The following is a 25054-nucleotide window of genomic DNA, read 5'->3' as shown; positions in this document are numbered from 1 at the left end:
TTATTATTTAGATGACTGCATCGTTAATAGGTCCCTTTTCTCCATTAAGACTTCCATAAGCTGACCAACTTGCTCATCGGCAGAACCCTCTAGTCTTTTACCACCCTCTGGTCGAGGAGGTGTAAACATTTTCCCAACAATTGTTGGTGAACCTTTCAGTCCTAACTGAGTACGGTCTACATTTTCAAGATCACTTACTGCCCAAATTATGGGTTCGTATCTTGCTGCTTTTATCATGTTTGGCATTGGCGAATATTCTATACCATTAATTTCTTTCTCAACAGTTAACAGACACGGCATTTCCGACTGAATTAATTCATATCCGCTTGTTAATTTCCGTTTAATTAACACGGTTTTTTCCTTTTGATTGACTTCTGATACTTCAATTACATTTGTCACGGGTGGAATATCCATTCTTCTTGCAATTCCTGGACCAACTTGTCCTGTATCACCATCAATAGCATGCTTCCCGCAAATAACCATATCCACTGGGATTTCCTTATTAATTCTTTCTAAAGCTTTAGATAAGGCATAACTAGTCGCAAGAGTATCCGCTCCGGCAAAGGCACGGTCAGTAATCAAAAATCCTCTATCCGCTCCTATTTCAATACTCTTTTTAATAACTGCAGTTGCTTGCGGCGGTCCCATTGACAATACAGAAATCGTGCCGCCGGTGTTTTCCTTGATTTTTACGGCCTCTTGAACAGCATGGGCATCGTAAGGATTCAAAATGGCTGGCGCACTTCGGCGGTCGAGTGTGTTTGTTTTTGGATTAATTTTAATGATTTTTGTATCGGGTACTTGTTTGACACATACGACAATGTGCATGTAGGACATTCCCTCCTCTATATAATCTAAGTTTGTTGAAAGCGTTTGCTTCCTTTGGTTATAAAAAATGCCTTTATTAACGATATATGAATCGCAACACAAGCATAGTACCAAACAATGATTGTTTTCTTTTTTCTTAGTTGTTTAAATATTAATTAATAATCATGGGAAAAGCTTTACAAAACTAATGCAGTTTCTACGATGTGGTTTCTATAAAACAAAAGTAGTTGAAATAAAAACTAGTTGTGGTAAGATATGTAGTTAATTTAGGTGTGAATTTTCAATTAAATAGTACTAATATAACTATATGAAATATTCTGATATAAACAATGATAAAAATCACAGCTTATGTCTAATTTTGTTGATATTTTTCATTGGGGTTAGGAGTCGGATGCAAAGGGGATACTGGAAAAATAATCGTATTAGCAATTTATTTACATAATGCGCCGAAAGGCCTTCTTGTCGCTTTATTTTTAATCAATCAACGAAATAGTAAATAGGAAGGCCTTTATTATAGAAACTTTAACTCTAGCAATTGAAATTGTTTTAACATCGTTTGTCTAAAACTTCGTTCCATACGGTCTATCATTCTGACGCGGGTGCGATGCTGCTTATTATTATAAAGAATTAATTCCCAAAAGCCACGGAGATGGAAATGAGCGGATATCTACCTACGCATTTATTATGGGGCTAAAATCATGGTGTGGATCAAAGATATCTTGTTTTGTGGGATAATCTAAAAATTCCCTTGGTATCTTTTTGGCTGCATACTCATTAAACTAAAACTTTTGGCCAAATCATAATCATTTGTTTAAATGCAAATTTTATTTCTTCATTTGGACTTGAAGAATGTCCAATGCTCTTTTGGTACTTGTTGATTAATTCATCTAATTCTTGGCTGTATTTTATTGTTTCTTCACTCGTAAAGCCCTGTTTATTCGCGCTATTGATCATCAGTTCTCTTTTTACCTTTATCTCTTCAATCATTTCAGATTGAATATTACTATACTTGTACAATTTTATCCTCCTACTCTTACACGCATACTGTAATCTGCAAAAAAGTAGACTACTTGAAGAATTATGACAAGAATTTCTTTAAAAGTAAATACATTCGCAAAAGTAGACAAAACATTCTATTTCTTTCGTTTTTCGACAAATTCCTCAGTGCCCTTCTTGTTAATACGACAACAATTAATTGGAATAATAAGGGATATCCATTAAATAGAAAACTGGCTAGAAGAAATTGCCAGCCAGTCTTTTTCTTATAAATTCACTTCTTCTTTTTCATAAATAGGTACCCATCCTTCGGTAGTAACAAATATTCTAACGGCAACAACCTTCCTGTCTTCTTCAAGAGTAAAGTAATGCCTTGTATTTTCAGGAACTGATATGAGGTCACCAGGATTTAAATGTACGTCGAAAAACTTGCCATCTTTACCTTGGATGACAAACACACCATGGCCACTTACAATAAAACGGACTTCATCATCTGTGTGGTGGTGTTCCTTTTTAAAATTTGTAAGCAAAACGTCAAGATTCGGAGTATTTTTAGACAAGGAAATCACATCTTGAGCTTTGTATCCTCGTCTTGCCGAAATATCTGCTATTTCTCTTGTAAAAGTATTAAGGATTTCTTCTTTTTCTTCATCACTTAAAAGATATTTTTCAACTAGTGAGAGAGGAAGTTTACTAATATCCCAGTTTTCATAAATAACATCTTGAGATGAAAGGAAGCTTGCTACTGCTTCTTGTTCGTGAATTTGCTCTTTTTTGTTTTGGAATGTAATATATGCCATTAGTAATCTCTCCTTTTATATATTAAACAACTTTAAATAATTGATATGGTTTATGTTCTAATAAACGTAATTGATAGCGGAATAGAAATTCTGAAGCTTCAAGAATTTTCTTCGCCTCAAAAGCATTCCTTCCCCACACTGTAATTCCATGGTTACGGATCAAAATAGCACCAGTATCTTCTAATACATGTTCTGAGAATTTATTTGCCAGCGTCGGGATATGGGCATAGTTACGTATGATTGGAATATTTAAAACCGCATCTTCTTCCCACTTATCAAAGGCTTTAATTAATTCTTGCCCCTTAAATGAAATTTCGCCATTGTCCCCATAAACTTCAGAGATGACATTATTATCAATTGTATGGACATGGAGGCTGCAGCCCGCATTCGTCTTGCGGTAAATTTCAACATGAAGAAGTGTCTCTGCTGAAGGCTTCAAATGTGTTTCTTCAACAGCACAGCCGAAATCGTCAACTAACAAAAAGTCCTCTTCCGTTCGCTTACGCTTATCCTTACCACTTGCTGTCACCAAAAATTGAAGCGGATGGTCGCTCACTTTAATTGCAAGGTTTCCGCTTGTTCCCATAAACCAGTCACGCTCAGCCAGCTCATCCTTTACATCAGCCAATTCAGTCCATCTTTCCGTTAGCATGTTAGCTCTCCCACCTCAATTCTCTTTTTTATTTCCTCGATACAGTCGAAGAATGTATGAAACCCTTGATGGTTTATACCCCAATCCTCGCACTTTTCCTCAAGTAAATCCCTTGCCAGCACAAAGTCAGCATGCTTGGCTGCTTCAAGATCGGTTACTGAATCACCAATGACAATTTTGAAGCTGTCGTCACTAAGGTATAAATTACGAATAATACTTGGCTTACAGCAGCCGCAATCATTGTCACACATTGAATCACATTTATTAGGCCAAAGAATTTTGATTGTCTCGCCTGAAAAATCAGATTCATTACAGTAGATTCCCGCGAACGGTGCAAACTCTGCTAAAATAGGGTGAACAAAAAAGTCGATACCGCCACTAATGATATAAAGTGGAATGCCTGTTTCACGTAAAAAATCTACAAACTCTTTGAACCCAGCGCGAATCTTGGCATTCTCTATCGCAAAGGCTGTAATTTCTTCTTTTAAGGTACTCGGTAATAGAGAAAAGAGTTTTCCTACTCCCTCATTGATGGGGATTTTCTGGGAAAGTATTTGATCTTTGAGCTTTACCCACTCTGGTGGGGCAAATTTCTTCATTATGGCAATGATGTTATCACTTTCCGTAACAGTCCCGTCAAAGTCACAAAAAATTACTAGCTTTGTCATTTAGACGATCACCTCGGCATTCCCCCAGAGCTGTAAGGCCTTTTTAAGTTCAAGGTACTTGTCAGCCCCCTCAACCAGAAGCTTCCCCTGAAGATTCGTTTCAATCGCTTGTCGGAAGGCAAGCGCCCCTCCGCGGGCACCACCTGGATGTCCATGTACCCCGCCGCCAGCATTGATGACGGAGTCAATTCCAAAATCATGAATTAACAATGGTACCAGTCCCGGATGAATTCCCGCTGATGGTACAGGAAAAGCCTTTTTAAAGACATCTTCCTTCGTTAGCTCATTTGCAATTGAAAGGGTTAATGGTTTTTCTAGAGCAACTGTTCCATATGGTGATGGAAACAGCGACAAGTCTGCCCCAGCATAACGGAGAATCTTTCCAAGTAACAATGAATGAGAAAAGCCAAATTCAGGTGAAGAGGCTAATGCACCGCTAATCGCAGGATGGGCCATAAGAGGAAGGGCTATCTCCGAATCCTCTCTTAACTCCTGCAAAACATCTAATCCATAGGAAAACACATTAAACAACAGGAGGTCCGCACCCAGTTCAGTGGCCCTTCTTGCTTTGTCCTTTAGCTGGGATGTACGGCCGGTAAGGTTTACTGCGTATAATGTCCGGTGTCCAGTTTGTTCCATAACCTCTTGCAGCACAGCTTTACCAGCAGCTATTCTTTTTTCAAATGGTGTTAATTCATTTTCAAAAAGGATTTCATCATCCTTCACAAGATCTACACCACCAAGAGCTTGCTGCTTAAGCTGTTCGGATAAGAAGTTTAAGTCTTTGCCCAGCACACCTTTAAAAATGCTCATTAACAGCGGCCGGTCGTAGACATTTAGTTTTTGCCGGAGCCCTTCAATCCCAAACCTTGGCCCTGGGAACAATCTCTTTAATCCATCATCAAATTGTAAATCTAGCAATTTAATTTTCCCATCCAAGGAGAGCTTTCCAAAAACAGTTGTTAAAATTGCAGGCAGATCAATGGAAAAATTAATGGTTGGATAAGCAATCCGGAGAAGTGACTGTTCTTTATTTACGGCTGGTAATCCCTCAATGGAAACGACTCTGCCTTTATGCTTGCGCAATTGACTTTGATCTAGTTCCGGTAGGTTCGTCCATGATCCAACCGTTAACCCAAGTGCAATTTCCTCTGCTTTTTTTTCTGGATTTCTTTCATCATGCAGTAGATATGTAGCGATTATTTCACTCAATTTTGATCTTCCTTCCGTAAAAACATAAAAAACCTCTTCGAAAAGAAGAGGTTAGCAACACAAACTAACACCTTCTCATCTTTCAGCATAAAGCTGCAAGAATTAGCACCGTGCTTAAACACTAGTTTAAGTCGGTTGCCGGGCTTCATCGGGCTTTTCCCTCCGCCTGCTCTTAATAAGAAAACGATTCGTATTTATTCACTTTTTCATATTGTTTAACTTTATTTCGGATTATGCCAAGAAAAGTATTAAATGTCAACTTATTTTTTAAAAATTCCTAATCTACTTATTCTTCCGACAACTTCAGCTAACCGTTTTTCTGTTGATAATAACCCAACACGGACATAGCCCTCGCCAAATTCACCAAAGCCAATTCCTGGTGCGACCATTACATGCGCTTGTTCAAGAAGAATATTGGCGAATTCCTCAGAAGAAAGCCCGTCTGGAACCTTTAGCCAAGCAAAAAATGAACCCTTTGGTGCTGTGACATTCCATCCAAGCGAATGGAGACCCTCAATTAATACATTTCGTCTACGTTCATAAAGCCGGATTAATTCTTTAACACATTCCTGAGGGCCCGTTAATGCTTCCGCCGCTGCCTCCTGAACCGCTCCAAATAAACTTACATACAAATGATCTTGAAGAAGTTCAATCGCAGAAATCACACTCTCATTACCAACAGCAAACCCTACTCGCCAGCCTGCCATATTATAGGTTTTAGACAAAGTATAAATCTCAATTCCAACCTCTTTTGCTCCCTCAACCTGGAGGAAGCTTAGTGGTTTTTCACCATCAAACCCAATTGCACCATAGGCAAAATCATGAACCACACAAATATCGTTCTCACTTGCCAACTTAATTGTTTCCTCAAAAAATTCTGCCGTGGCGATAGCACCGGTCGGATTATTCGGATAATTAAGAAACATTAACTTTGCCTCTGAAAGAATTTCAGCAGATAGCTCACGGTAATCAGGCAAAAAATTATATTGTGCACGTAAAGGCATTGTCACCATTTCCGCTTTCGCCAATGCAACCCCAGACAGATAATCAGGGTAGCCTGGATCGGGAACTAGGACGATGTCACCTGGATTTAACAAACACTGAGGAATTTCAACCAGTCCTGCTTTACCGCCAAATAATATGGCTACTTCCTTATCAGGATCAATCGTTACCCCGTATTCGCTAAGATAATAATCAGCCACAGCTTGTTTTAAATAACGATGTCCTTGAAACGGCGTATATTTATGGTTTAGAGGATTGGCAGCTGCTTCTTGAAGCTTTGCAACAATATGTCCTGGTGTCGGCTGATCAGGGTTACCCTGACCTAAATTAATCACATCATGTCCCTCGGCAATATATTCTCCGACCTTCTTCACAAGCCCAGCAAAAAATTGTTTAGGAAGACTTTTTAAAAGATCTGATGATGGAATTTGTTTCATCATTTTCACCTGCTTAATCAATATCATATTTTCCTTGAAATTCTAGTCACAAATGATATAACTTTTATAACAGCTTGTAAAGGAAAAATTCCGAAAGTTCAAAACAGGGGGGGCGGATTTATGAAATTTAAAATTTCTTGTATTCAAATGGATATAGTCTTTGGAAATCCGATTAGAAACTATCAAATTGCCACTGAGCTGATTGAAAAAGCAATGGGTGAAAACCCAGATATTATTGTCCTTCCAGAACTGTGGACAACAGGCTATGACCTAACACGCCTCAACGAGATTGCTGACCAAAACGCAATAAAGACAATAAATTTCCTACAAGAGTCAGCAAAAAGACACCAAGTCCATTTTGTTGGCGGTTCTGTTGCTAATCGTATTGAAAATGAAGTATTAAACACAATGCTCATTATTTCCAAAGATGGTCAACCAGTTCAGCATTACAGTAAACTACATCTTTTTAAGCTTATGGACGAGCATCTTTATTTACAGGCAAGGGCTGAAAAGGGGTTATTCCAATTAGAAAACCGACCATTTGCAGGAGTTATTTGTTATGATATCCGTTTCCCTGAATGGATTCGCGCCCACACATCAGAAGGAGCTGAAGCACTGTTCGTTGTTGCCGAGTGGCCTGAACAGCGCTTGGCACATTGGCGTGCTCTATTAATAGCAAGAGCGATTGAAAATCAGTGTTATGTGATTGCTTGCAACCGGTCTGGAAGCGATCCGAATAACAAATTTGCCGGACATTCGATGGTTATTGACCCATGGGGAGAAGTGATTGCCGAGGCTTCAACAAATGAGGAAATCTTATCTGCTGAGATAGATGTGGATCTCGTAAAAGAAATCCGTAGTCAGATTCCTGTTTTTGAAGATAGAAAACCAGAATATTATAAATAATTTTCAAAATATATTGACACTTTGTTCATGAAACTGTTATTATTTTTACCGTATTGAAATTGATTTACTCTTATCACGAGCTGGCTGAGGGATTTGGCCCTTTGAAGCCCAGCAACCGACCGTATATCCATTTGTGAAATGGGGCGCAGTTTTCGCGCCGGGTTATTCCCCCATTTATGGCACGGTGCTAATTCCAACAGAAGGATGATCTTTCTGAAAGATAAGAGGTGTGATAGACACGATTGTCTTCAAGCCTCTTTCAGATGAGAAAGAGGCTTTTTTAGTGCCTCATCGCACTTCCAAAGCCTCCAAAACAAAGGAGGAAATACATTATGAGTCAACTAAAACAAACATATTACGAGCCATTAACTGAAGATGCCGCTATTAGCCTGGCATTAAGTTTAAATATATTCAACGATAATGCTATACTCTCCTGCAGAGAGATTGGTGATGGGAATTTAAATCTAGTTTTTCATTTAATCAATGAGCACGATGGAAAAGGCATAATCATCAAACAAGCTCTTCCATATGCCAAAGTCGTTGGAGAAAGCTGGCCGTTAACCGTAAAACGGGCCAAGATTGAAGCAAATGCCTTAAAGACATTTGGTCAGCTGGCTCCAGATTACGTCCCAAAAGTTTATTTTACTGATGATTTGCTGGCCGTCACTGTAATGGAGGACCTTTCCCATCTTTTAATTGCCCGAAAAGGTTTTATTAACGGGGAAGCATACCCTCTCCTGTCTAAACATTTGGGAGAGTATCTTGCAAAAACATTATTTTATACTTCTGACTATGGCTTAGGTCCCTCTGAAAAAAAAGTACAGATGCAAAAGTTCAGCAATCCAGAACTTTGCAAAATTACCGAGGACTTAATTTTCACCGATCCATACTTTGATGCGGACACAAACCAATTTGAAGATGACTTACGCACTGACGTTGAAGCCCTTTGGAAGGATGATGAACTAAAGTTTCATGTGAATGTTTTGAAAAGATGTTTTTTAACGGAGGCAGAAGTTCTCCTCCATGGTGATCTCCACACCGGGAGTGTTTTTGCATCCAATTCAGAAACAAAAGTTATCGATCCAGAATTCGCCTTCTACGGTCCTGCCGGTTTTGATATTGGCCAAGTTTTTGCGAATCTTCTCTTCGAGGTTATTGTGAACGTTCCAAAGCGTGGCCTCTTTATCGAGCATATTGAAACAGTTTGGAATGTTTTTAAAGAAGAATTTACATATCTATGGAATACGGAAAATAAAGAATTTTCAGCCAAAATAGAACCATTTTTAAGCTACAATTTATCTAAGTTTTTTGAGGATGCCATTGGATTTGCCGGCTGCGAATTAATCAGAAGGACAGTTGGACTTGCACATGTTGCTGATTTAGATACTATTGAAGATGAACAAGCTAGATTAGCTGCCAAACGGACAACGTTAGAACTCGGGAAAGTCCTAATTAAACAACGAAAAGAAATCTTCAATCTTGATGTTTTTATTGCAAAGGTTAATGAAGTAATTTAATAGAAAAAGGTGGAAGTCTCAAAAAAATCAAATCTTTTGAGACTTCTTCTTTATTTATTCTGGGCCGATAGGAAAGTAAACTTTCCTATCAGGCATAAGTGCAACTTCACCTCTGTCTTCGCCCTTTGGGGCTCGCCAATCGGTGAGTTTTCTTTATTTAGCCCACATTTCTTCTGGATTGAGTTCGTAAATACTATTTTCTCGGTACATGTAATGATTAATAATGAATTCTCTGCGAATTGTCGCATAATCATCATGAAATTGCTTGATATACTCATTCAATTCTTTTTCATCATATTTTTTGCCTCTTTTTAAGCCACTAACAATATGTTCAAACACCATTAATTTTTTCTTCCTTTGAGCAGGAATGTTTTTCAGCTTTCCTTCCTTTGTGAAAAAATTTCCGATTGTTTTTTGCCTTTCTAAACTTGATTCCACCATATCCTCCAGCTCCTCCCCTCTTTTTTCAAGTAACTGGGTAAGCACCTGTGCCTGCTGTTTAATCATTGATTCATTTAAATAGAAGTAAATCGTATTTTTGTCTCTCCGTTCATAAACCACATGAATATCCCGTAATTTTTTTATGTGATGTGTAATCGTAGGTGCAGTTAAACCAAGTTTGCCTGCAATTGCCTGCCCATGTAAAGGTCCTTTTGCTAAAAGAGCAACAATCCTGACTCTTGTTGGATCTCCCATTGTTTTATAAAACGCAACAATACGGTTCAGCTGAATCATACTCTTTCAATCTCCTCGCTTTGATATTTATCTAATTAGATAAATATCAAAATTACATTGTACTGTCAATAGTTAAAAAAACACTTCTAGAACTTTAAGGAAGTGTTTTTAAACCAATGGGTTACTTTTATTATGATTTAATGGGTAAGTTTATGTAAAAAATTGTGCCTTTTCCCTCTTCGCTTTCAATGTTGATGGTTCCTTTATGTTCTTCGATGATTCTAAAGCTTACCATCAAACCAAGACCTGTTCCTCTGTCTTTTGTCGTGTAAAACGGTTCACCAAGCTTTTTTATTTTTTCTTTCGGTATCCCCGTTCCTTCGTCCTGGATTTTAATCTGAATTTGCTGATTTTCCATTTTCTTAATGGTAATCGAAATATTCCCGCCACAAGGCATTACCTCAATAGCATTCTTAATAAAATTAATAAAGACCTTTTTCATTTGATTTGGTTCACAAAAAACCAGTGGAAGCCCATTATCATATTTTGTTACAAATTGGACATTGTAAAGAACTGCCTGCGCAGTCAGCAGGTCAACAGTTTCCTTCATAATTTGATTAATATCCTTTTCCTGAAATCTAATTGCCTGAGGTTTAGCAAGTATTAAAAACTCATTAATAATCGAATCAATTCGTTGTAATTCCGTAGTGATAACTTGATAATACATCGAATGCTCTTTTGTGATACTACCTTCAAGTAATTGAATGAATCCTTTCAAGGCAGTCATAGGATTTCGTATTTCATGGGCAATCCCCGCCGCAAGTTCACCAATTACATTTAGTGTATCTGATTTCCGCAGCTGTTCTTGCATCACTACTTTTTCTGTTACATCCTTAAATACTGTTAAATTCACTCCCTCTACAATATCCAGTTTTGAAGAGAATTCAAAAAATTTATTCTTGCCATCTTCCATCTCAAAAATGATTGTCGATGTCGTTTGTCCATTATTAAGAAGCTGATCAATATGTCTTAATATTTCTTGCTTTTTCCCATCTAACTGGGAATATGAATCATAAACCCGCTTACCGATTAATTTTCTCTTTGGCAGACCAATCATTCTCTCACCGGCTGTGTTTACATCAACAATACGATGCCCATTATCCCAGAGAAGTAGTCCGTCAATAGAATCTTCAAAAATCTTTCTATATTTTTGTTCGCTCCCCAGTAAAACTGTTTCCTGCGTCTGCTCATCATTTATATCAAGTGGTATAGTATCTACCTGATCGAACTGCTTCTCCAACTTATAGCACCCCGCGAACATCTTTAATCAAACATAATTTAAGTCATATATTCTACATAATACGATTAAATTCCTTTCCTTCCGTCAACCAAATTTTCACTTTCCACTTTTTACAAAGATTAACCGATGTCATAAAATACAAAAACGCAAAGCATAAAAGTACGCTTTGCGTTTCTAAATAATTTTCCTTATTAAACCTCAATAAAAGTCATGCTCTAGTCCATACGCCGCTATACGGGACGCTTCTGCTTTTCAATTTATAGCATTGGATTTTCGTGTTTAGCCTTTAGGCGCTGCCATCTCATTTCAACCTCTTCTTCAAACTCTTTTAAAATTAGTTTGTTCTCGTCTTTTAGAAGATGTTTTGTTTTACCCATATATTTTAACCATTCGGAAAGTGGAATACGTTTGTTCTTTCCCTCTGGATTATACGTAATCGTTGTGACTCCTTGCTCTACTTCATAAAGCGGGAAGAAGCAAGAATCAACAGCAGCTTCAACAATTTTTGTACTGAAACGGTCATCAGATTTCCAGTTTAATGGACATGTAATGAGAATTTTTCCGTAAACTGTGCCAACATTTTGTGCATACCATTGTGCCTTTGCACCTTTTTTAACTAAGTCCTGCGGGAAGGCCTCGGAACCTGTAAATACGTATGGCAAATTTGTAGCAGCCATGATCTGCGCAGTATCCTTATGATGGAATGCTTTTCCGCGCTGGGCTTTCCCTATACCTGATGTACTTGTCATATGACCCAATGGTGTAGAATAAGACATTTGTGACCCAGTATTCATGTAGCCCTCATTATCATATTCGAGCATAATCAACTTATGACCTCTTAGTGCCGTTCCAATCGCAGAGCCCATACCAATGTCCATCCCGCCATCACCAGTGATCATCACAAACGTTGCATCGTCAGATACTTTGATTTCACCACGGCGTTTTAATTCCATAAACGCTTCAAGAGTACCAGATAATGTTGCAGCGCCATTTTGGAACAAATTGTGTATCATCGTTTGCTTATGAGAGGTGCTTGGATAGCCTGCTGTAGTTACATAGGCACAGCCTGTTTGGAATAGGGTAACAATATCACCTTCTATCCCTTTAAAGAATAGCTCTAAACCAGCAAAAATTCCGCATCCCGGACATGCCCCGTGACCGGATGCTATCCGTTTCGGTTTTCCTGTAAGAGCACGAAGCGGTGGGATTTTTACCTTTAACTTATTTGTTTCTTCATCCATTTTTACATCAATTAAACCCGTTTTAAATACATCACCATGCTGGGGCAAAATGACCGGTTTAAGAATTTTCTCAAGGTTGCCAGGAACATGACCATAGTAGTCAAACGGCTTTTCAGCATAACCTTTTTCCATTGCATCTATCGCCATATCAAAGAAAGCCTGCGCATCGGTAGCATAGAAATCCTTACCGCCAAGACCGAATACCCGGCTTAACACGATTGTCTTGTTGTTCTTGTCATCTTGAAGCGCCGATTTCACTTCATGTGTTAAGTTAGGTCCATTTGCACCGTAAGAATCGGCACGCTCACCAACCAATAATGCTTTTACATTTCTTAGGGCTTCACGAATCTCTTTTGCTGGGAATGGGCGGATAATATTAGGGCTGATCACCCCTGCCTTGATTCCCTTTTCACGCAACTGGTCCACAACATCTTTAGCCGACTCTGCTGCTGAGTTTAATAGGAATAATGCTACATCTGCATCTTCCATTTTATATAAATCAAGAACAGGATATTCTCTGCCTGAAAGTTTCGCATATTCAGCAGCAACTTCTTTAAATACTTCACCGGCATTGTACATCGCTTCTGATTGTTGAAAGTGATTGTTAATGAAATCATCACCACTCATATGAGACCCGATGGTTACCGGCTTGCTCAAATCCCTGACAAAGTTATAATCAGTTGGACATTCACCAACAAATTGCTGTACAACATTACGGTCTTTAAAGAATTCAACCCTGCGTTTTTGGTGTGAAGTAAAAAATCCATCATAAGCAACAATAACAGGCAGGCGTACTTTTGAGTGTTCTGCAATTTTTAACGCCATAATATTCATATCATAAACGGCTTGTGGCGTTTTAGCTGTTAAAATAACCCATCCTGTATTCAGTGCATAATAAAGGTCGGAGTGATCTCCACGAATATCAAGTGGTCCGCTGACAGCACGGGTAACTAGGTTCATAACCATTGGAAATCGAGTTCCTGATTGCACTGGCATTTGTTCAAGCATATATAAGAATCCATTTGCACTCGTAGCATTAAACACGCGCGCACCTGTTACAGCTGCACCATAACAAATACCTGCTGAGCCATGCTCTCCATCTGCAGGTATCAACTTGATATCATGCTCGCCGCGTGTTTTCATTTGATCTAAAAATTGGGCTACTTCAGTTGAAGGTGTAATTGGAAAATAGCCCATGATATGATAGTTAATTTGAGCGGCAGCAGTAGCAGCCATTTCATTTCCTGACTCAAATGTTGATATTTGTTCTGCCATACCTTCAGCAGTTAAATTATCTTCTAAAATTGCCATTAGAGTACCCCTCCTGTAATATACGGAAAGTTTTGCTTCACACGGTTTTCATCAGCATACCCAAGCACTTCACGAAGATCCCTTAAGGCATTGGTTGGACATGCTTCCACACATTTTAAGCAACCCTTACAGTATTGATAGTCAATACCTTTAAGGAACATTTGCTTTCTGCCGCGTTTATCTTCTCCCTCTTCCCAAACAAAACAAAAATCCGGACAAACATTATCACAGGCTGCACAATGAATACATTTTTCGTGTTGTAACTCGGGAATGAATCCTTGACGTGAACCACTTAAATCTTTAAAAATACTATTTGCTTGTGAAACTATGACACCGCCGATTTCCTGGGTCATATAGCCAAGCTGTGGCAACGGGCGTGTGAAGGCCTTACCTTCAGCACCTTCTGGAACTGTATATGTTTTAAATTGAACTTCATTATAGCCACGGTCAAACGTACGGATATTTGGTTCAACTAGATGCGGATATTTTTTTGTAAAAGTTTTCCGAATCACATCTCTCATTGATTCCGGATCCAGAAAATCACAAATACGATATAAAGCACCAAGCATCGCTGTATTCACCTTTGTTTTTTCCTCAACTGCAATCGTTAAGGCATCAACAATAGCAAGCGTACCATATTCCAACTGAAGATCCCTTTTAACATCATCAAAATCTCTTTCAGTATTTACTAAGACGATACCATCAGCATCCAAGCCGCTGACTACATTAACTGTTTTATATAGTGCCTCTTGGAAAACCCCCACAATATGGGGTTGTTCGATTGGGCTATGATCTCTAATTTCTACATCTGGATCACAAAAGCGAATGAAACTCTTTACCGGAGAACCTTTCTTTTCTGATCCATATGACGAAAAATTCGAACCTTTTAAGCCAAGACTTAGAACACCAGCTTCCGCCAACATCTTTCCGGCTAAATTCGCTCCGAGACCTCCAATTGATTCTAAACGGATTTCAAAAAATCCCAGTTCATTTTTTTTCGGTAAAATAGACATAATGTCCCTCCCCTAATTTCGTTCAAATAAATTCACGAAATAGACATAAAAATTTTTACTTCCCCAAAGTTATTGTAGGACACTTACATTTATTTTGCTGTGACAAAAATCAAACATCTACCATTATTTTTTGTAACACATTAGTTTTTCTTAATAAACCATTAATATAACGGGATTTACAAAACCCTCCAATTATATTACAGAATCAAAATTGTTGTATAACAGATTTTCTATTGAAAATTGTATTTATTTAAGTTCCACTCTTTCAACGTTTGTACGCTACCATTTTGGTCAAAAATAGGATATAATTATTTTTTGTTTTATTACCAAAAAGGAGCTTTTTTATGAATGTCATTTGTTCTACTTTGAATGCAAAGTTCATCCATACAAACCTTGCAATACGTTATTTAAAGGCTTATGCCGCTCCGGAATTTACGATCCAAATGAAGGAATACACCATCAAGGATCCAGTTATGAATATTGTCTCTGACCTTTATCAGGCAAAACCAACGGTGATTGGGTTCAGCTGCTATATATGGAACATCGAAGAAACGCTCAAAGTAGTTAATATGCTTAAGAAAGTGGATCCAACTATCATAATCGTATTAGGCGGACCAGAAGTAACATACGATACGGCTGAATGGATGGAAAAATCTCCTGATGTCGATTTTATTGTCATCGGCGAGGGGGAACTAACCTTTAAGCAGTTGCTTAATGAAATCGAAACAACTAAAAACTATCGCAATGTCCACGGAATTGCCTATCGTGAGGATGGAAAAGTGAAGATCACCCCGCAAATGAATAAGCTTGATCTTAAAGAACTTCCATCACCATACCGTTTCCCAGAAGACATTCAGGATCTAGGGAAAAGAGTCACCTATATTGAAACAAGCAGGGGTTGTCCATTTAGCTGCCAGTTTTGTCTTTCTTCCATTGAAGTCGGGGTAAGATATTTTGACAGAGAAAAAATAAAATCCGATATTCGTTATTTAATGGAAAATGGAGCAAAAACAATTAAGTTTGTTGACCGTACCTTTAATATTAGTAGAAGCTATGCAATGGAAATGTTCCGCTTTCTCATCGATGAACATCTTCCCGGAACTGTGTTCCAATTTGAAATTACCGCTGATATAATGCGTCCTGAGGTAATTGAATTTCTTAATCAAGAGGCACCAAAGGGACTCTTCCGCTTTGAAATTGGCGTTCAGTCAACTAACGACTATACAAATGAGCTTGTCATGCGCAAGCAAAATTTTTCAAAGCTGACTAGAACGGTCACAATGGTAAAAGAAGGCAAAAAAATTGATCAGCATCTCGATTTGATTGCCGGTCTGCCAGAAGAGGACTATTCATCTTTCCGCAAAACATTCAACGATGTTTTTGAAATGAGACCTGAAGAATTACAATTAGGTTTTTTGAAAATGTTGCGTGGAACAGGAATACGGCTTCGTTCAGCAGAACATCAATATGTATATATGGATCATTCTCCATATGAAATCTTAAGTAATAATGTCCTATCTTTTGATGATATTGTTAGAATTAAACAAGTGGAGGACGTTTTGGAGAAATACTGGAACGCCCATCGAATGGATTTTACGGTAGAATATTTAGTTACAAATGTTTTCCCTTCTCCATTTGATTTCTTCCAGGATTTTGGTTCCTATTGGGATGAACGGGGTTGGTCTAGAATCGGCCACCAGCTGGAAGATTTATTCCGCCGCTTATACTCCTTTCTTGAGAAGAAATCAGTGGACAATCTTGATGTTATCATCGGGCTAATGAAATATGATTATTTAAAAAACCATAAATACAAGCCTAGAAAACCTTGGTGGGAAGCAAGAATAGATAAAAATAATCGGACAGCTTTGTTTAAACAGATTCTCGAGAATCCAAACCTTTTAGGAAATGATTTTCTCGAACTGAATCTCGATGAAAAAGAATTGTTTAAGCATACACTGCTTGAAGAGCTTACCTTTGATTTACAAACATATTTAACAACAGGAAAACTTGAAAAGCATCCTGCAAATTTATTAGCTTACTTTGACCCGACAAATGACCAAACACTGATTTTTCCGTTTAAAGACTAAAAATAAGCCGGATGCCTCCGGCTTATTTTTCCTTCCAAGCTTTGTTTTTATTTTTCTTTTCATAAAGCTTAACTCCGTTTACATCGCCAATTTCAACACTGATTTCCTCAACATGTATCCGTGGAGGTGTTTTTCTACGGCTGCCCATTAGCTTCTATTCTTTTTTCCTAATTTTGAATTACGGTTTGCAAATCGAATAGCATTATTATTATCGGTGAATTCTGCTGAAAATTCACTTTCCTGGACATTTTTATGAGGAGTCTTTGTATATTTTGTTACTGCATCAAATTCAGCCTTTCGTTTTGCCATATCCTAATCCTCCTATTTGTTATTCGTACACCTTTAGTTTTAAACAAATCAGGGTGAATCATTCCTTTCCTTATTTTTCATAAATAAAAATGATGTTAACTCAGAAAAATAAGAGGAAAAAGGGAGTGTACAAAAATGAAAAAACAAAAAAACAAACAGGCTTCTGAGCAATTAACTATCAATGAAACGATGCCACATCAAATCAATGCTCCAAGCTTTGAAGGTACTGGTATCAAAATGCAGGCTCCTTTTGTTAATAAACATGGTGTGACCATTGGTGACAGTATGTATGCCTCAGAAAATTCTCCTTTAGAGAACTGGACAAAGGATACAGACCCCTCGATAATGGCCGGAGATGAATGGGTTCATCCTACGAATGATATTGGCTGGAATACAACGGAAAATCGCGAGCTGCTTGAAAGAAAAAGACAACCTCAAGCTTCCCCCTTTATGCATCCTACAAATGATGTTAGTAAGGGGACAGATTAAATATCCAGTTTGGCAAAACATTACCACTTATGAAAATAGCACAGTAAATAAATAATACATTTACAGAGGTAAAAATCTCTGTATGAATAAAGGAGTTGAACAGAATGGCAAATAGCAGGAACAAATTATTAGTACCTGGGATTGAGCAGTATTTAGACCAGGTAAAATACGAAATTGCCCAAGAATTTGGCGTTCAATTAGGTTCAGATACAGTATCAAGAGCAAACGGATCCGTAGGCGGCGAGATAACGAAAAGGCTTGTACAACAAGCACAAGCCCAAATGTCTGGCCAGTTTACCAAACAATAATTAAATAGTTATGGAAAAAAGTCCGGTTTTTAGCCGGACTTTTACTTGTTTTTATGATTTTTCTGATTCCCTTGATTATTCTGATTAGAATTATTTTGTTTCTCATTTTGTTTTTCTTGTTTCTCTTTTTGTTTCTCATTTTGTTTCTCTTGTTTCTCATTTTGTTTCTCTTGTTTCTCTTGTTGTTTCTGATCCCACTTATTTTGTTGGTATGTATTTTCTTGTTGTTGAAATTGTTTTTGGGATTGCCCTTGATTTTGTTTCCATTGTTCTTCATCCGCTTTTTTCAATTGCCCTGGAGGGATCGAAGTTTCTTCCGGACGATTCGTTTTATTTACAGAGTCTTCAGTTAATCCTAAGTTTTGATCAGCGTTATTTTCTAACTGTTTCTTTAATTGTCCAGGTGGAATCACCTTTTCATCCTCTGATGAAAGGGAATTTTGTTTTTGATCTTTCTCAATTGACTTTAGTTTCTTCTTTTGCGATGACTGATTCTTTTTTTCTTGGTATTTTCCTGTTGATATGCCAAGTTCATGTGCTTTTTCTCGATCATTTTCAGTAGCTGTAAGTACACTAAGATCTAACTGCTGATTATTGACAGTTTCTTTGATCTTACTCATATTCTTTTGCAGTTCTTTTTCCGCTTTTTCCTCAGGCTGTTTTGTCCGCACTGTAGATATAATGACATGTTCATTATTTGTAATAAAACCTGCATTTTTCATTTCAACTAGAATGGACTTTGTTAATTCAGAAACATCTTTTTTCTTCCAATCATTAAGTTTTGAAATGATTTTCTTTCCTTCTTCATTGAAACCAGCTAACTCAACAACCTGCATTTTTTTATTTACAGCAAGCTCGATACTTGGATTCGCGTCAATAGACATATAGGCATATGCGTTATTATTTTGATAAAGTGGGATAAATGAGCCAATAAAAATGAATAGGGCTGCCATCACGACCCAGACCGTTTTTAATGTAAACAAATTCTTTAATGAATCTAATGATTTATCAGATTTTTTGCTTTCAATCGGAAAAAAGTGAATTTCTTCACCGATCGAATAAGGGTGGTCTTGTCTCCTTGTACGGAAAAACTCACCTTCGGGGGTTAAAAGAGTTAAAAAAGCATCATCTATTTCCATTATAATTCCTTTTTTCATGTATCTAGGACCCCCTTTATATAATCCTTCATATACACATAATCATTAGATAATATTAGTGCAATCGCAATAATATATTTTCGGTTCCGTTCAATCGTCTTTCTGCTTACCTTCACCATTTTTTCTAATTGTTTAATGGGAAGCCGCTTTTTTTCAAATAATAATTCCTTAAGTTCAGGGTTATCGACTATCAATTTCGCCGTCATAATGGCGCTTTTCCTAGCATCAGCATGCTTGGGTGAATTTTCAACTAAGTCGCTAAAGCTTAAATCAAAGGTGGTTAATAATTTTTGAAAATTAAGAATTTCATCTTTTCTTAATTTCTCATCATTCTTTTTATGGAAATCATCAAGAGATAGTTCATTAACTATGACTGATCCTGCTGAGTCTTCATCTTGACTTGCATTGGTTATATCGATACTAATATGTTGATTTTTTGTCTGTTTACGAATATAGTCAATAACTCTTCGTCTGATGATCACTTCTGAAAAACTCAATAGAGAACTGCCTCGCTCTTTAGAATATTTATCAATAGCTTCATTAAATGCGATAAGACCAATGCTAAATTCATCATCGGATTCATAAATATATCGTCTACAAACGGAAGATACTGTTTTTGCAATAAAAGGCTTATAAGCATCAATTAGTTCATCAAGCAAGTGGCGATCACCTTGCTGAATTAAAAGAACCGTTTCTTCCAGAGTTCTTTTTTTCTTCTTGGTCATAAACAATAAACTTAGCATTTGCTCACCTCGATTCGACCAATTATAACATAAAAATGTTATTTTTGACTTTTTTCGGGGAAGCATTTTAAAAAAATAGCCTTCAATAATGGCTACCTTTTTTCGGTTTATTGTTTACGGAATTAATGATTTTTTCGTTACGTAATTCTTTTTTAACTTCCAGTTTATTTTCTTTGCTTCTTACTTTTTCTCTTTCACTTGCTGCTTTATTTCTTTTGTTGCTGATTTTCTTCTTTCCCATTATCGAAAGTTAATGTTAACTGATTTTTTCAAAGACACATTTTGTGATTTTGTTCAATTCTTTTAGACTTGTCAGCATCACCAATTTCTTCAACTCGATAATTTTTGCGGCCGCTTTTCACTACAAAGGTACGTTTCCTCTGAAATAGTTTATGGGGGTTTATAAGTATTTTTTTTAAACAAAAAATGCTTCAAACCAGAAAATCCTGATTTAAAGCATTATGATAATTGTTTAGTATGAAGTTTTTTAGTTAATAAAAATTTTAATAAAAACCCAATTAACAGTCCTGGAATTAAAAATAGCATCGGTAAAAAAACTGGACCAGGGTGTATATGAAAAATCGTCACTATTGGAGATATCATTAAACCAACGGTGACAAAGTATGCACAAAAAACAAAAGGAAAATAGGAATATTTTTCATCCGCAGGCATAGCTGAGCGGTAGCCATCCCACATAGAAAACATATAAATACATGGATAAAACATAAGCCATTGGTAGTTTGTGACCGCCTCAGCCTTTCCTATTTCGCCTAATAAACTATACATGATCGCCTGGTTAAAGCGGCTATTAATATTCATAACAAATTCCAAGACAACAAATGATATTCCTTTAATATAATGGCCTGTTAACAATTGACTGAAACCAGGAAATGCAATATTCCATAAAACAGCTTCCAATTTGCTCACTTTTTTCATTGTAAAATCCCGTTTCTATATAGCAATTTCAGAAAAAACTCCTCAATTTAGCTTATCCATTTCCATATAAAAAAAACAGGGTAACAAAATTTTCCCAACCATATCTTTCTGAAAAATGCTATATACAGCTCTTGGTATTCCATTTTACTGCTTCCTTCAAGGCATTTATCTTAGTTTTCAGTTGTATAATTAAGCAAAAAAACAGCGGGAGTATTCCCGCTGCTGATTTTTCTATTTTGTCTTTGGACAGAAGTCTCAGTTTTTCTATTCTTGCTGATCCATTGGATTGTACAGTTTGATGGTAGGATTTTTTTCTTGGAACCATCTTAGTGCAAATTCATTTTCAAATAAAAATACAAAATGGTCATACCGATCTTTCACCAACATGCTGCGTGAATTAGAAAGATTTTCATCCACCGAATCATTTTCAACCCAACGTGCAATTTTAGAACCCATACGTTCCATTAAAACCTCAGCATTGTATTCATTTCTCATCCGATGCTCAAATACTTCATACTGAAGCTGGCCAACGGCTCCTAATAAATATTCTTCCATCCTAGCAGTTTTAAAGAGCTGAATTGCTCCTTCTTGGACAAGCTGTTCGATGCCTTTATAAAATGATTTTTGCTTCATTACGTTTTTAGCCGAGACCTTAACATATAATTCCGGTGTAAACTGCGGCAATCGTTCATATTGGAAATCATCCTTACCAGTGGTCAGTGTATCCCCAATTTGGTAAGTGCCTGTGTCGTATAACCCGATAATATCGCCGCTAACCGCTTCATCGACTGTATTTCGTTCTTCCGCCATAAAGGAAGTAGATTGGGAAAGCTTTAATTGTTTTCCTAAACGTGGAATATTAACGGTCATCCCACGTTCAAATTTCCCTGAACAAACTCGTACAAAGGCAATCCGGTCACGGTGTGCAGGATTCATATTGGCTTGAATTTTAAACACAAAGCCTGAAAACTGTTCACCTAATGGATCAATTTCTCCAATTGATGAATTGCGCGCCATTGGTACTGGGGCAAATTTCAAGTACGACTCTAAAAATGTTTGAACACCAAAATTCGTTAACGCACTTCCAAAAAACACAGGTGTTAATGTACCTGCTGTCACTTTTTCGGCTGAAAACTCATTTCCCGCTTCATTTAGCAACATGATTTCATCAAGTGTTTGGTCGTAAAGTCCGGAAGTTTTTAATGGATGATCCCCTACAATTTCCCCATCATCATTTAATGGGATAAATCGTTCAGCCTCACTTACACGAAATTGTTCAACTCGATTGTTAAATCGGTCATAAATCCCAAGGAATTCTTTTCCCATTCCGATCGGCCAGTTCATAGGATACGATTCGATTCCAAGAACTTCCTCTAGTTCAGCAAGCAGCTCAAGCGGTGCCTTTCCTTGGCGATCTAGTTTATTCATAAACGTAAATATTGGAATTCCACGCATACGGCATACTTTAAATAACTTAAGTGTTTGTTCCTCAATCCCTTTTGCCGAATCGACAATCATGACCGCACTGTCGACAGCCATCAACGTTCTATAGGTATCTTCACTGAAATCCTGGTGGCCAGGAGTATCTAAAATATTGACTCGGAATCCTTCATAGTCAAATTGCATTACACTGGAAGTAACGGAAATTCCACGTTGCTTTTCAATTTCCATCCAGTCACTTGTAGCAAATTTCCCTGTTTTTTTTGCTTTTACTGTCCCGGCATCGCGAATAGCTCCACCAAACAATAATAATTTTTCCGTAAGTGTCGTTTTACCGGCATCCGGGTGGGAAATAATCGCAAATGTCCGGCGCGATAATACGTCTTCTCTAAAATTTTTACCCATCTTGTCTTCCTCTCTTTTGACAATGAAGTGAAACTACCCTAAGTTTGAGATCTTTTTCCCACTTAAGGTTAGTTGAACGAATCGGGCTTTTACGGGCAGTTTAACACCGAAATCGTTATTTTACCCGCTTCAAGAGTTTACTGCCCGTTAAAGCAAGGAAAAATTTTTTGTCCATAACTTCAATCTTATCTTGCAAATGGTAACTTTGCAATATTTCAATTGATTGACACTGATTTTTTCTTTTATCCCCTATGGTAAAATAATATAATGATGGTATAAGAATATATATAAAGCTTCCCCTAGGAGGAAATATGGAAATTAATAATTTTGATCAACAGACCTTAGCATTAATACATAAAGCGTTCGAAATTGTCCTAAAGCAAAATAACGTTACTTTTAATAAAATTGGCATTGCTGAAGAAGGTGAACAGCTATTATTTTTGTATGAAGGAAAAGACGAAAAAGTTCATGTTTTTAAATGGAGTAAAGCATCGAGCCTTGGTGTAAGCATTGGTGTCCTTGCTCAAAGTGTACTAATGCCGATTATTCCGCATCTTCGCTTATTATCATAGACTTCTAAAACACACTTTCCTCATTTTGGTAGTGTGTTTTTTTCTGTAATTTCTTCCGCTTTTTATCTTCCACCGATTCCCACATCCATTTATCTGGAAGTTCCTTTATAATAGAAGATGACCCTGTTAAAGGAGATGAGGTTGGATGAATCAAAGCAAAAAAATAGTTTCAAAGTTTATCCCGTTGTTTACGATTTTTATTGTTGTCGTTGCAGGGATCGTTTGGTATGTCCAAACTTTAAATAATGAGGTCGCCATTCCATTCTCTTCAGTTGAAAAAACGATTCAAGCGCAAAATGGTGAACCAGTTACTCTTACTGAACGAGCTGATGGCAGCCTAGAAATAAAAGCAGGAAAATCAGAATACGTTTCCCATGTACCACCAAACAGTCAAATGATTGATAAACTTGTTGAAAAATATAATATCGAATATTCTTATTCCACTAGCAGCCGTTATGGAAAGTGGATTATGGGCGGTGTTATTCTATTACTTGCGGGCTCCGCGTTTGCCTTGCAAAAAACAAAGGGTGGCTTAGGCTTTCCTAATTCAATGAAGAACAGCGTCTCAAAGTCACGTCCCCTTCCTACTATAAGCTTAGAAGATGTAGGTGGACTTGGGGAGGAAATGAAAGAAGAAATAATGCAAACACTCTTTACGTTAAAGGAGCCAGAACGGGCAATAAAATTAGGGATTAAACCACCTAAAGGAATATTATTGTACGGGCCTCCAGGAACGGGTAAAACCTTATTAGCTCAAGCAATCGCCCGTGAATTAAATGCAGCTTTTTTCTCTGCTAGTGGATCTGCTTTTAATGAACTGTTTGTTGGAGTCGGGGCCAGCCGTGTACGGTCCTTGTTCCAAACAGCAAGAAAACAAGGGCCAGCTGTTATCTTTATAGATGAAGTTGATGCCTTAGCAGGTAAACGAAAGGCACATGGCGGTGAGGAGGCAGAAAAAACCTTAACTGAACTTCTAGTTCAGCTTGATGGCGGTCATTCTAATGATGGAATTTTGTTTATTGCAGCTACAAATAGAAAAGACATGCTTGACGAAGCCTTCCTAAGGCCAGGAAGAATTGATTTCTCCTTTCATGTACCACTTCCTGATACAAAGGGAAGAAGAGAAATTATTGATATCCATACGAAAGGGAAATCTCTTGCAGATGATGTTCTTGCTTCCTTAGACGAGCTGGCAGAAAGTACTTCAGGATTCTCGGGCGCTGAACTTCAGTCTCTTTTTGAAACAGCAAGCAGACGAGCAGTAAGAAATGGTCAGGATATGATTTACAAGCATGACCTTGATTATGCCCTCGACAGGACCATTTTAGGAAGCACCTCTCGTTCCTTACAAGATCTTGACACGAAACGAAGGGTCGCCATCCATGAGGCAGGACATGCTATTGTCGCATCGTTAACTAAGCCTGGTTCCGTTAGAAAAGCTACTATTATCCCTCGCGGAGAGGCTCTTGGTTATGTAGCACCAATTCCAAAGGAGCTGCAATTGTCGACAACCTCTGATCTACTCGACCGTGTTGCCATGGTTTTGGCTGGCGGTGTTGCTGAAAGAATGTTTCTTGGTGAACATAGTATCGGTGTTAGCGGCGACGTCCAGCAGGCAAAACATATCATCGAACATATGGTGGATATCGGAATGCTTCAGGACGGTTTTACATTGACATTCAGTAAACAGGATAAAGAAACAAAAATGCAGGAACTCTTTACAAAAGGCTTAGAAAAAGCTGAAATCCTAATCAATGACCATCAACATCAGTATCAGCAATTGGTTGATGCATTATTAAAGAAAGAAACATTAGAAGGCTCTGAAGTGGAAACAATAGTTTGGGAAAAATCGAAAAATATCACTGAAAGCATTGTTTTCGCTTAAAGTAAAACTACAATCATTGGGGGGCCTTTCCCCCATTTCGTTTATTGTTCCCTTAAAGACTTGAAAAGGTGGTCATCCTACTCGTTAATGCTGGATAAACAAAAGCCAGATGCACATATTTTTACATTCTGGCTTTTTTACATTTTATTAACTGCCTTATAGATG

The 25054-nt window shown here is 37.5% G+C and carries 25 protein-coding genes, 1 pseudogene and 2 riboswitches; of the genes and pseudogenes, 8 read left to right on the top strand and 18 right to left on the bottom strand.

Annotation, left to right across the window (positions count from 1 at the left end; translation table 11 throughout):
• Positions 1–3 precede the first annotated feature (3 nt).
• Complete coding sequence (locus tag V7150_RS15770) at positions 4–828, bottom strand: electron transfer flavoprotein subunit beta/FixA family protein (RefSeq protein ID WP_335520121.1); 825 nt, start codon at positions 826–828, stop codon at positions 4–6.
• A gap of 377 nt (positions 829–1205) precedes the next feature.
• On the opposite strand from V7150_RS15770, the pseudogene V7150_RS15765 reads away from it, so the two are divergent.
• A pseudogene (locus tag V7150_RS15765) lies at positions 1206–1563 on the top strand (ZIP family metal transporter); the annotation flags it as partial.
• A 39-nt stretch (positions 1564–1602) separates the two neighbouring features.
• On the opposite strand, the gene V7150_RS15760 reads toward V7150_RS15765, so the two are convergent.
• The 6 genes from V7150_RS15760 to V7150_RS15735 form a co-directional block, all read right to left on the bottom strand.
• The gene (locus V7150_RS15760; RefSeq protein ID WP_335520119.1) at positions 1603–1845 is read right to left on the bottom strand and encodes an aspartyl-phosphate phosphatase Spo0E family protein; all 243 of its coding nucleotides are present in this window, start codon (positions 1843–1845) and stop codon (positions 1603–1605) included.
• Positions 1846–2090: 245 nt separating this feature from the next.
• A complete protein-coding gene (locus V7150_RS15755) occupies positions 2091–2624 on the bottom strand; it encodes a 1,2-dihydroxy-3-keto-5-methylthiopentene dioxygenase (protein WP_335520115.1) in 534 nt (177 codons plus the stop codon).
• A gap of 22 nt (positions 2625–2646) precedes the next feature.
• Positions 2647–3276, bottom strand: a complete 630-nt coding sequence (locus V7150_RS15750; RefSeq protein ID WP_335520113.1) for a methylthioribulose 1-phosphate dehydratase — start codon at positions 3274–3276, stop codon at positions 2647–2649.
• Positions 3270–3944: a 2-hydroxy-3-keto-5-methylthiopentenyl-1-phosphate phosphatase gene (locus V7150_RS15745; RefSeq protein WP_335520110.1), complete on the bottom strand. Its 675-nt coding sequence runs from the start codon at positions 3942–3944 to the stop codon at positions 3270–3272. Before V7150_RS15745 ends, V7150_RS15750 begins: the two co-directional genes overlap by 7 nt.
• Complete coding sequence (locus V7150_RS15740) at positions 3945–5156, bottom strand: 2,3-diketo-5-methylthiopentyl-1-phosphate enolase (protein ID WP_335520108.1); 1212 nt, start codon at positions 5154–5156, stop codon at positions 3945–3947.
• 72 nt (positions 5157–5228) lie between these two features.
• A riboswitch (SAM riboswitch) is annotated at positions 5229–5338 on the bottom strand.
• Positions 5339–5416: 78 nt separating this feature from the next.
• Positions 5417–6595, bottom strand: coding sequence for a pyridoxal phosphate-dependent aminotransferase (locus V7150_RS15735; protein WP_335520171.1), 1179 nt, complete (start codon positions 6593–6595; stop codon positions 5417–5419).
• A 120-nt stretch (positions 6596–6715) separates the two neighbouring features.
• Between V7150_RS15735 and V7150_RS15730 the strand changes: the two genes are divergently transcribed.
• Together V7150_RS15730 and mtnK are read left to right on the top strand one after the other, a co-directional pair.
• The gene (locus V7150_RS15730; protein WP_335520105.1) at positions 6716–7501 is read left to right on the top strand and encodes a carbon-nitrogen family hydrolase; all 786 of its coding nucleotides are present in this window, start codon (positions 6716–6718) and stop codon (positions 7499–7501) included.
• Between the two features lie 67 nt (positions 7502–7568).
• Positions 7569–7728: riboswitch (SAM riboswitch) on the top strand.
• A 105-nt stretch (positions 7729–7833) separates the two neighbouring features.
• Positions 7834–9018: an S-methyl-5-thioribose kinase gene (mtnK, locus tag V7150_RS15725; RefSeq protein WP_335520103.1), complete on the top strand. Its 1185-nt coding sequence runs from the start codon at positions 7834–7836 to the stop codon at positions 9016–9018.
• 153 nt (positions 9019–9171) lie between these two features.
• Here the strand turns inward: mtnK and V7150_RS15720 are convergent, their stop codons facing one another.
• The 4 genes from V7150_RS15720 to V7150_RS15705 all read right to left on the bottom strand — a co-directional run bounded on the left by V7150_RS15720 (position 9172) and on the right by V7150_RS15705 (position 14558).
• Positions 9172–9750 carry a metalloregulator ArsR/SmtB family transcription factor gene (locus V7150_RS15720; protein WP_335520168.1) on the bottom strand — a complete coding sequence of 193 codons (579 nt, stop codon included), beginning with the start codon at positions 9748–9750 and terminating at the stop codon, positions 9172–9174.
• A gap of 133 nt (positions 9751–9883) precedes the next feature.
• Complete coding sequence (locus V7150_RS15715; protein WP_335520100.1) at positions 9884–10993, bottom strand: PAS domain-containing sensor histidine kinase; 1110 nt, start codon at positions 10991–10993, stop codon at positions 9884–9886.
• Between the two features lie 257 nt (positions 10994–11250).
• Positions 11251–13545, bottom strand: a complete 2295-nt coding sequence (locus V7150_RS15710; RefSeq protein WP_335520097.1) for a thiamine pyrophosphate-dependent enzyme — start codon at positions 13543–13545, stop codon at positions 11251–11253.
• Positions 13545–14558 (bottom strand): 2-oxoacid:acceptor oxidoreductase family protein, encoded by a 1014-nt coding sequence (locus V7150_RS15705; protein WP_335520093.1) that lies wholly within the window; start codon positions 14556–14558, stop codon positions 13545–13547. Before V7150_RS15705 ends, V7150_RS15710 begins: the two co-directional genes overlap by 1 nt.
• 344 nt (positions 14559–14902) lie before the next feature.
• Here V7150_RS15705 and V7150_RS15700 point away from each other — a divergent pair, with 344 nt between their 5' ends.
• The gene (locus V7150_RS15700) at positions 14903–16645 is read left to right on the top strand and encodes a B12-binding domain-containing radical SAM protein (protein ID WP_335520091.1); all 1743 of its coding nucleotides are present in this window, start codon (positions 14903–14905) and stop codon (positions 16643–16645) included.
• A 22-nt stretch (positions 16646–16667) separates the two neighbouring features.
• Here the strand turns inward: V7150_RS15700 and V7150_RS15695 are convergent, their stop codons facing one another.
• Both V7150_RS15695 and V7150_RS15690 read right to left on the bottom strand, forming a co-directional pair.
• On the bottom strand, positions 16668–16793 hold the full coding sequence (locus V7150_RS15695; protein ID WP_335520089.1) for a hypothetical protein: 126 nt from the start codon (positions 16791–16793) through the stop codon (positions 16668–16670).
• A complete protein-coding gene (locus V7150_RS15690; protein ID WP_335520086.1) occupies positions 16793–16954 on the bottom strand; it encodes a hypothetical protein in 162 nt (53 codons plus the stop codon). The genes V7150_RS15695 and V7150_RS15690 overlap by 1 nt, the downstream gene beginning before the upstream one ends.
• A gap of 135 nt (positions 16955–17089) precedes the next feature.
• Between V7150_RS15690 and V7150_RS15685 the strand changes: the two genes are divergently transcribed.
• The gene (locus V7150_RS15685; RefSeq protein WP_335520083.1) at positions 17090–17443 is read left to right on the top strand and encodes a DUF3905 domain-containing protein; all 354 of its coding nucleotides are present in this window, start codon (positions 17090–17092) and stop codon (positions 17441–17443) included.
• 104 nt (positions 17444–17547) lie between these two features.
• On the top strand, positions 17548–17751 hold the full coding sequence (locus V7150_RS15680; protein ID WP_283922418.1) for an alpha/beta-type small acid-soluble spore protein: 204 nt from the start codon (positions 17548–17550) through the stop codon (positions 17749–17751).
• Positions 17752–17792: 41 nt separating this feature from the next.
• On the opposite strand, the gene V7150_RS15675 is transcribed toward V7150_RS15680, so the two are convergent.
• The 5 genes from V7150_RS15675 to V7150_RS15655 form a co-directional block, all read right to left on the bottom strand.
• Positions 17793–18908 carry an anti-sigma factor domain-containing protein gene (locus V7150_RS15675; protein ID WP_335520080.1) on the bottom strand — a complete coding sequence of 372 codons (1116 nt, stop codon included), beginning with the start codon at positions 18906–18908 and terminating at the stop codon, positions 17793–17795.
• The gene (gene sigI / locus V7150_RS15670) at positions 18905–19651 is read right to left on the bottom strand and encodes an RNA polymerase sigma factor SigI (protein ID WP_335520079.1); all 747 of its coding nucleotides are present in this window, start codon (positions 19649–19651) and stop codon (positions 18905–18907) included. Before sigI ends, V7150_RS15675 begins: the two co-directional genes overlap by 4 nt.
• A gap of 82 nt (positions 19652–19733) precedes the next feature.
• Complete coding sequence (locus V7150_RS15665) at positions 19734–19892, bottom strand: hypothetical protein (RefSeq protein WP_335520076.1); 159 nt, start codon at positions 19890–19892, stop codon at positions 19734–19736.
• Between the two features lie 218 nt (positions 19893–20110).
• Positions 20111–20587 carry a hypothetical protein gene (locus tag V7150_RS15660; RefSeq protein ID WP_335520073.1) on the bottom strand — a complete coding sequence of 159 codons (477 nt, stop codon included), beginning with the start codon at positions 20585–20587 and terminating at the stop codon, positions 20111–20113.
• 264 nt (positions 20588–20851) lie between these two features.
• On the bottom strand, positions 20852–22432 hold the full coding sequence (locus V7150_RS15655) for a peptide chain release factor 3 (protein WP_335520071.1): 1581 nt from the start codon (positions 22430–22432) through the stop codon (positions 20852–20854).
• A 311-nt stretch (positions 22433–22743) separates the two neighbouring features.
• On the opposite strand from V7150_RS15655, the gene V7150_RS15650 reads away from it, so the two are divergent.
• Both V7150_RS15650 and V7150_RS15645 read left to right on the top strand, forming a co-directional pair.
• Entirely contained in the window at positions 22744–23004 is a 261-nt protein-coding gene (locus tag V7150_RS15650) for a hypothetical protein (RefSeq protein WP_335520068.1), read from the top strand.
• 145 nt (positions 23005–23149) lie between these two features.
• Positions 23150–24889, top strand: a complete 1740-nt coding sequence (locus V7150_RS15645; protein WP_335520065.1) for an AAA family ATPase — start codon at positions 23150–23152, stop codon at positions 24887–24889.
• Positions 24890–25054 lie beyond the last annotated feature (165 nt).

The organism is Neobacillus drentensis, from assembly GCF_036965245.1.
Lineage (GTDB): Bacteria > Bacillota > Bacilli > Bacillales > Cytobacillaceae > Neobacillus > Neobacillus drentensis_G.
Note: the sequence above shows the minus strand (reverse complement) of the source record. Positions and strands in the feature narration are given on the sequence as shown.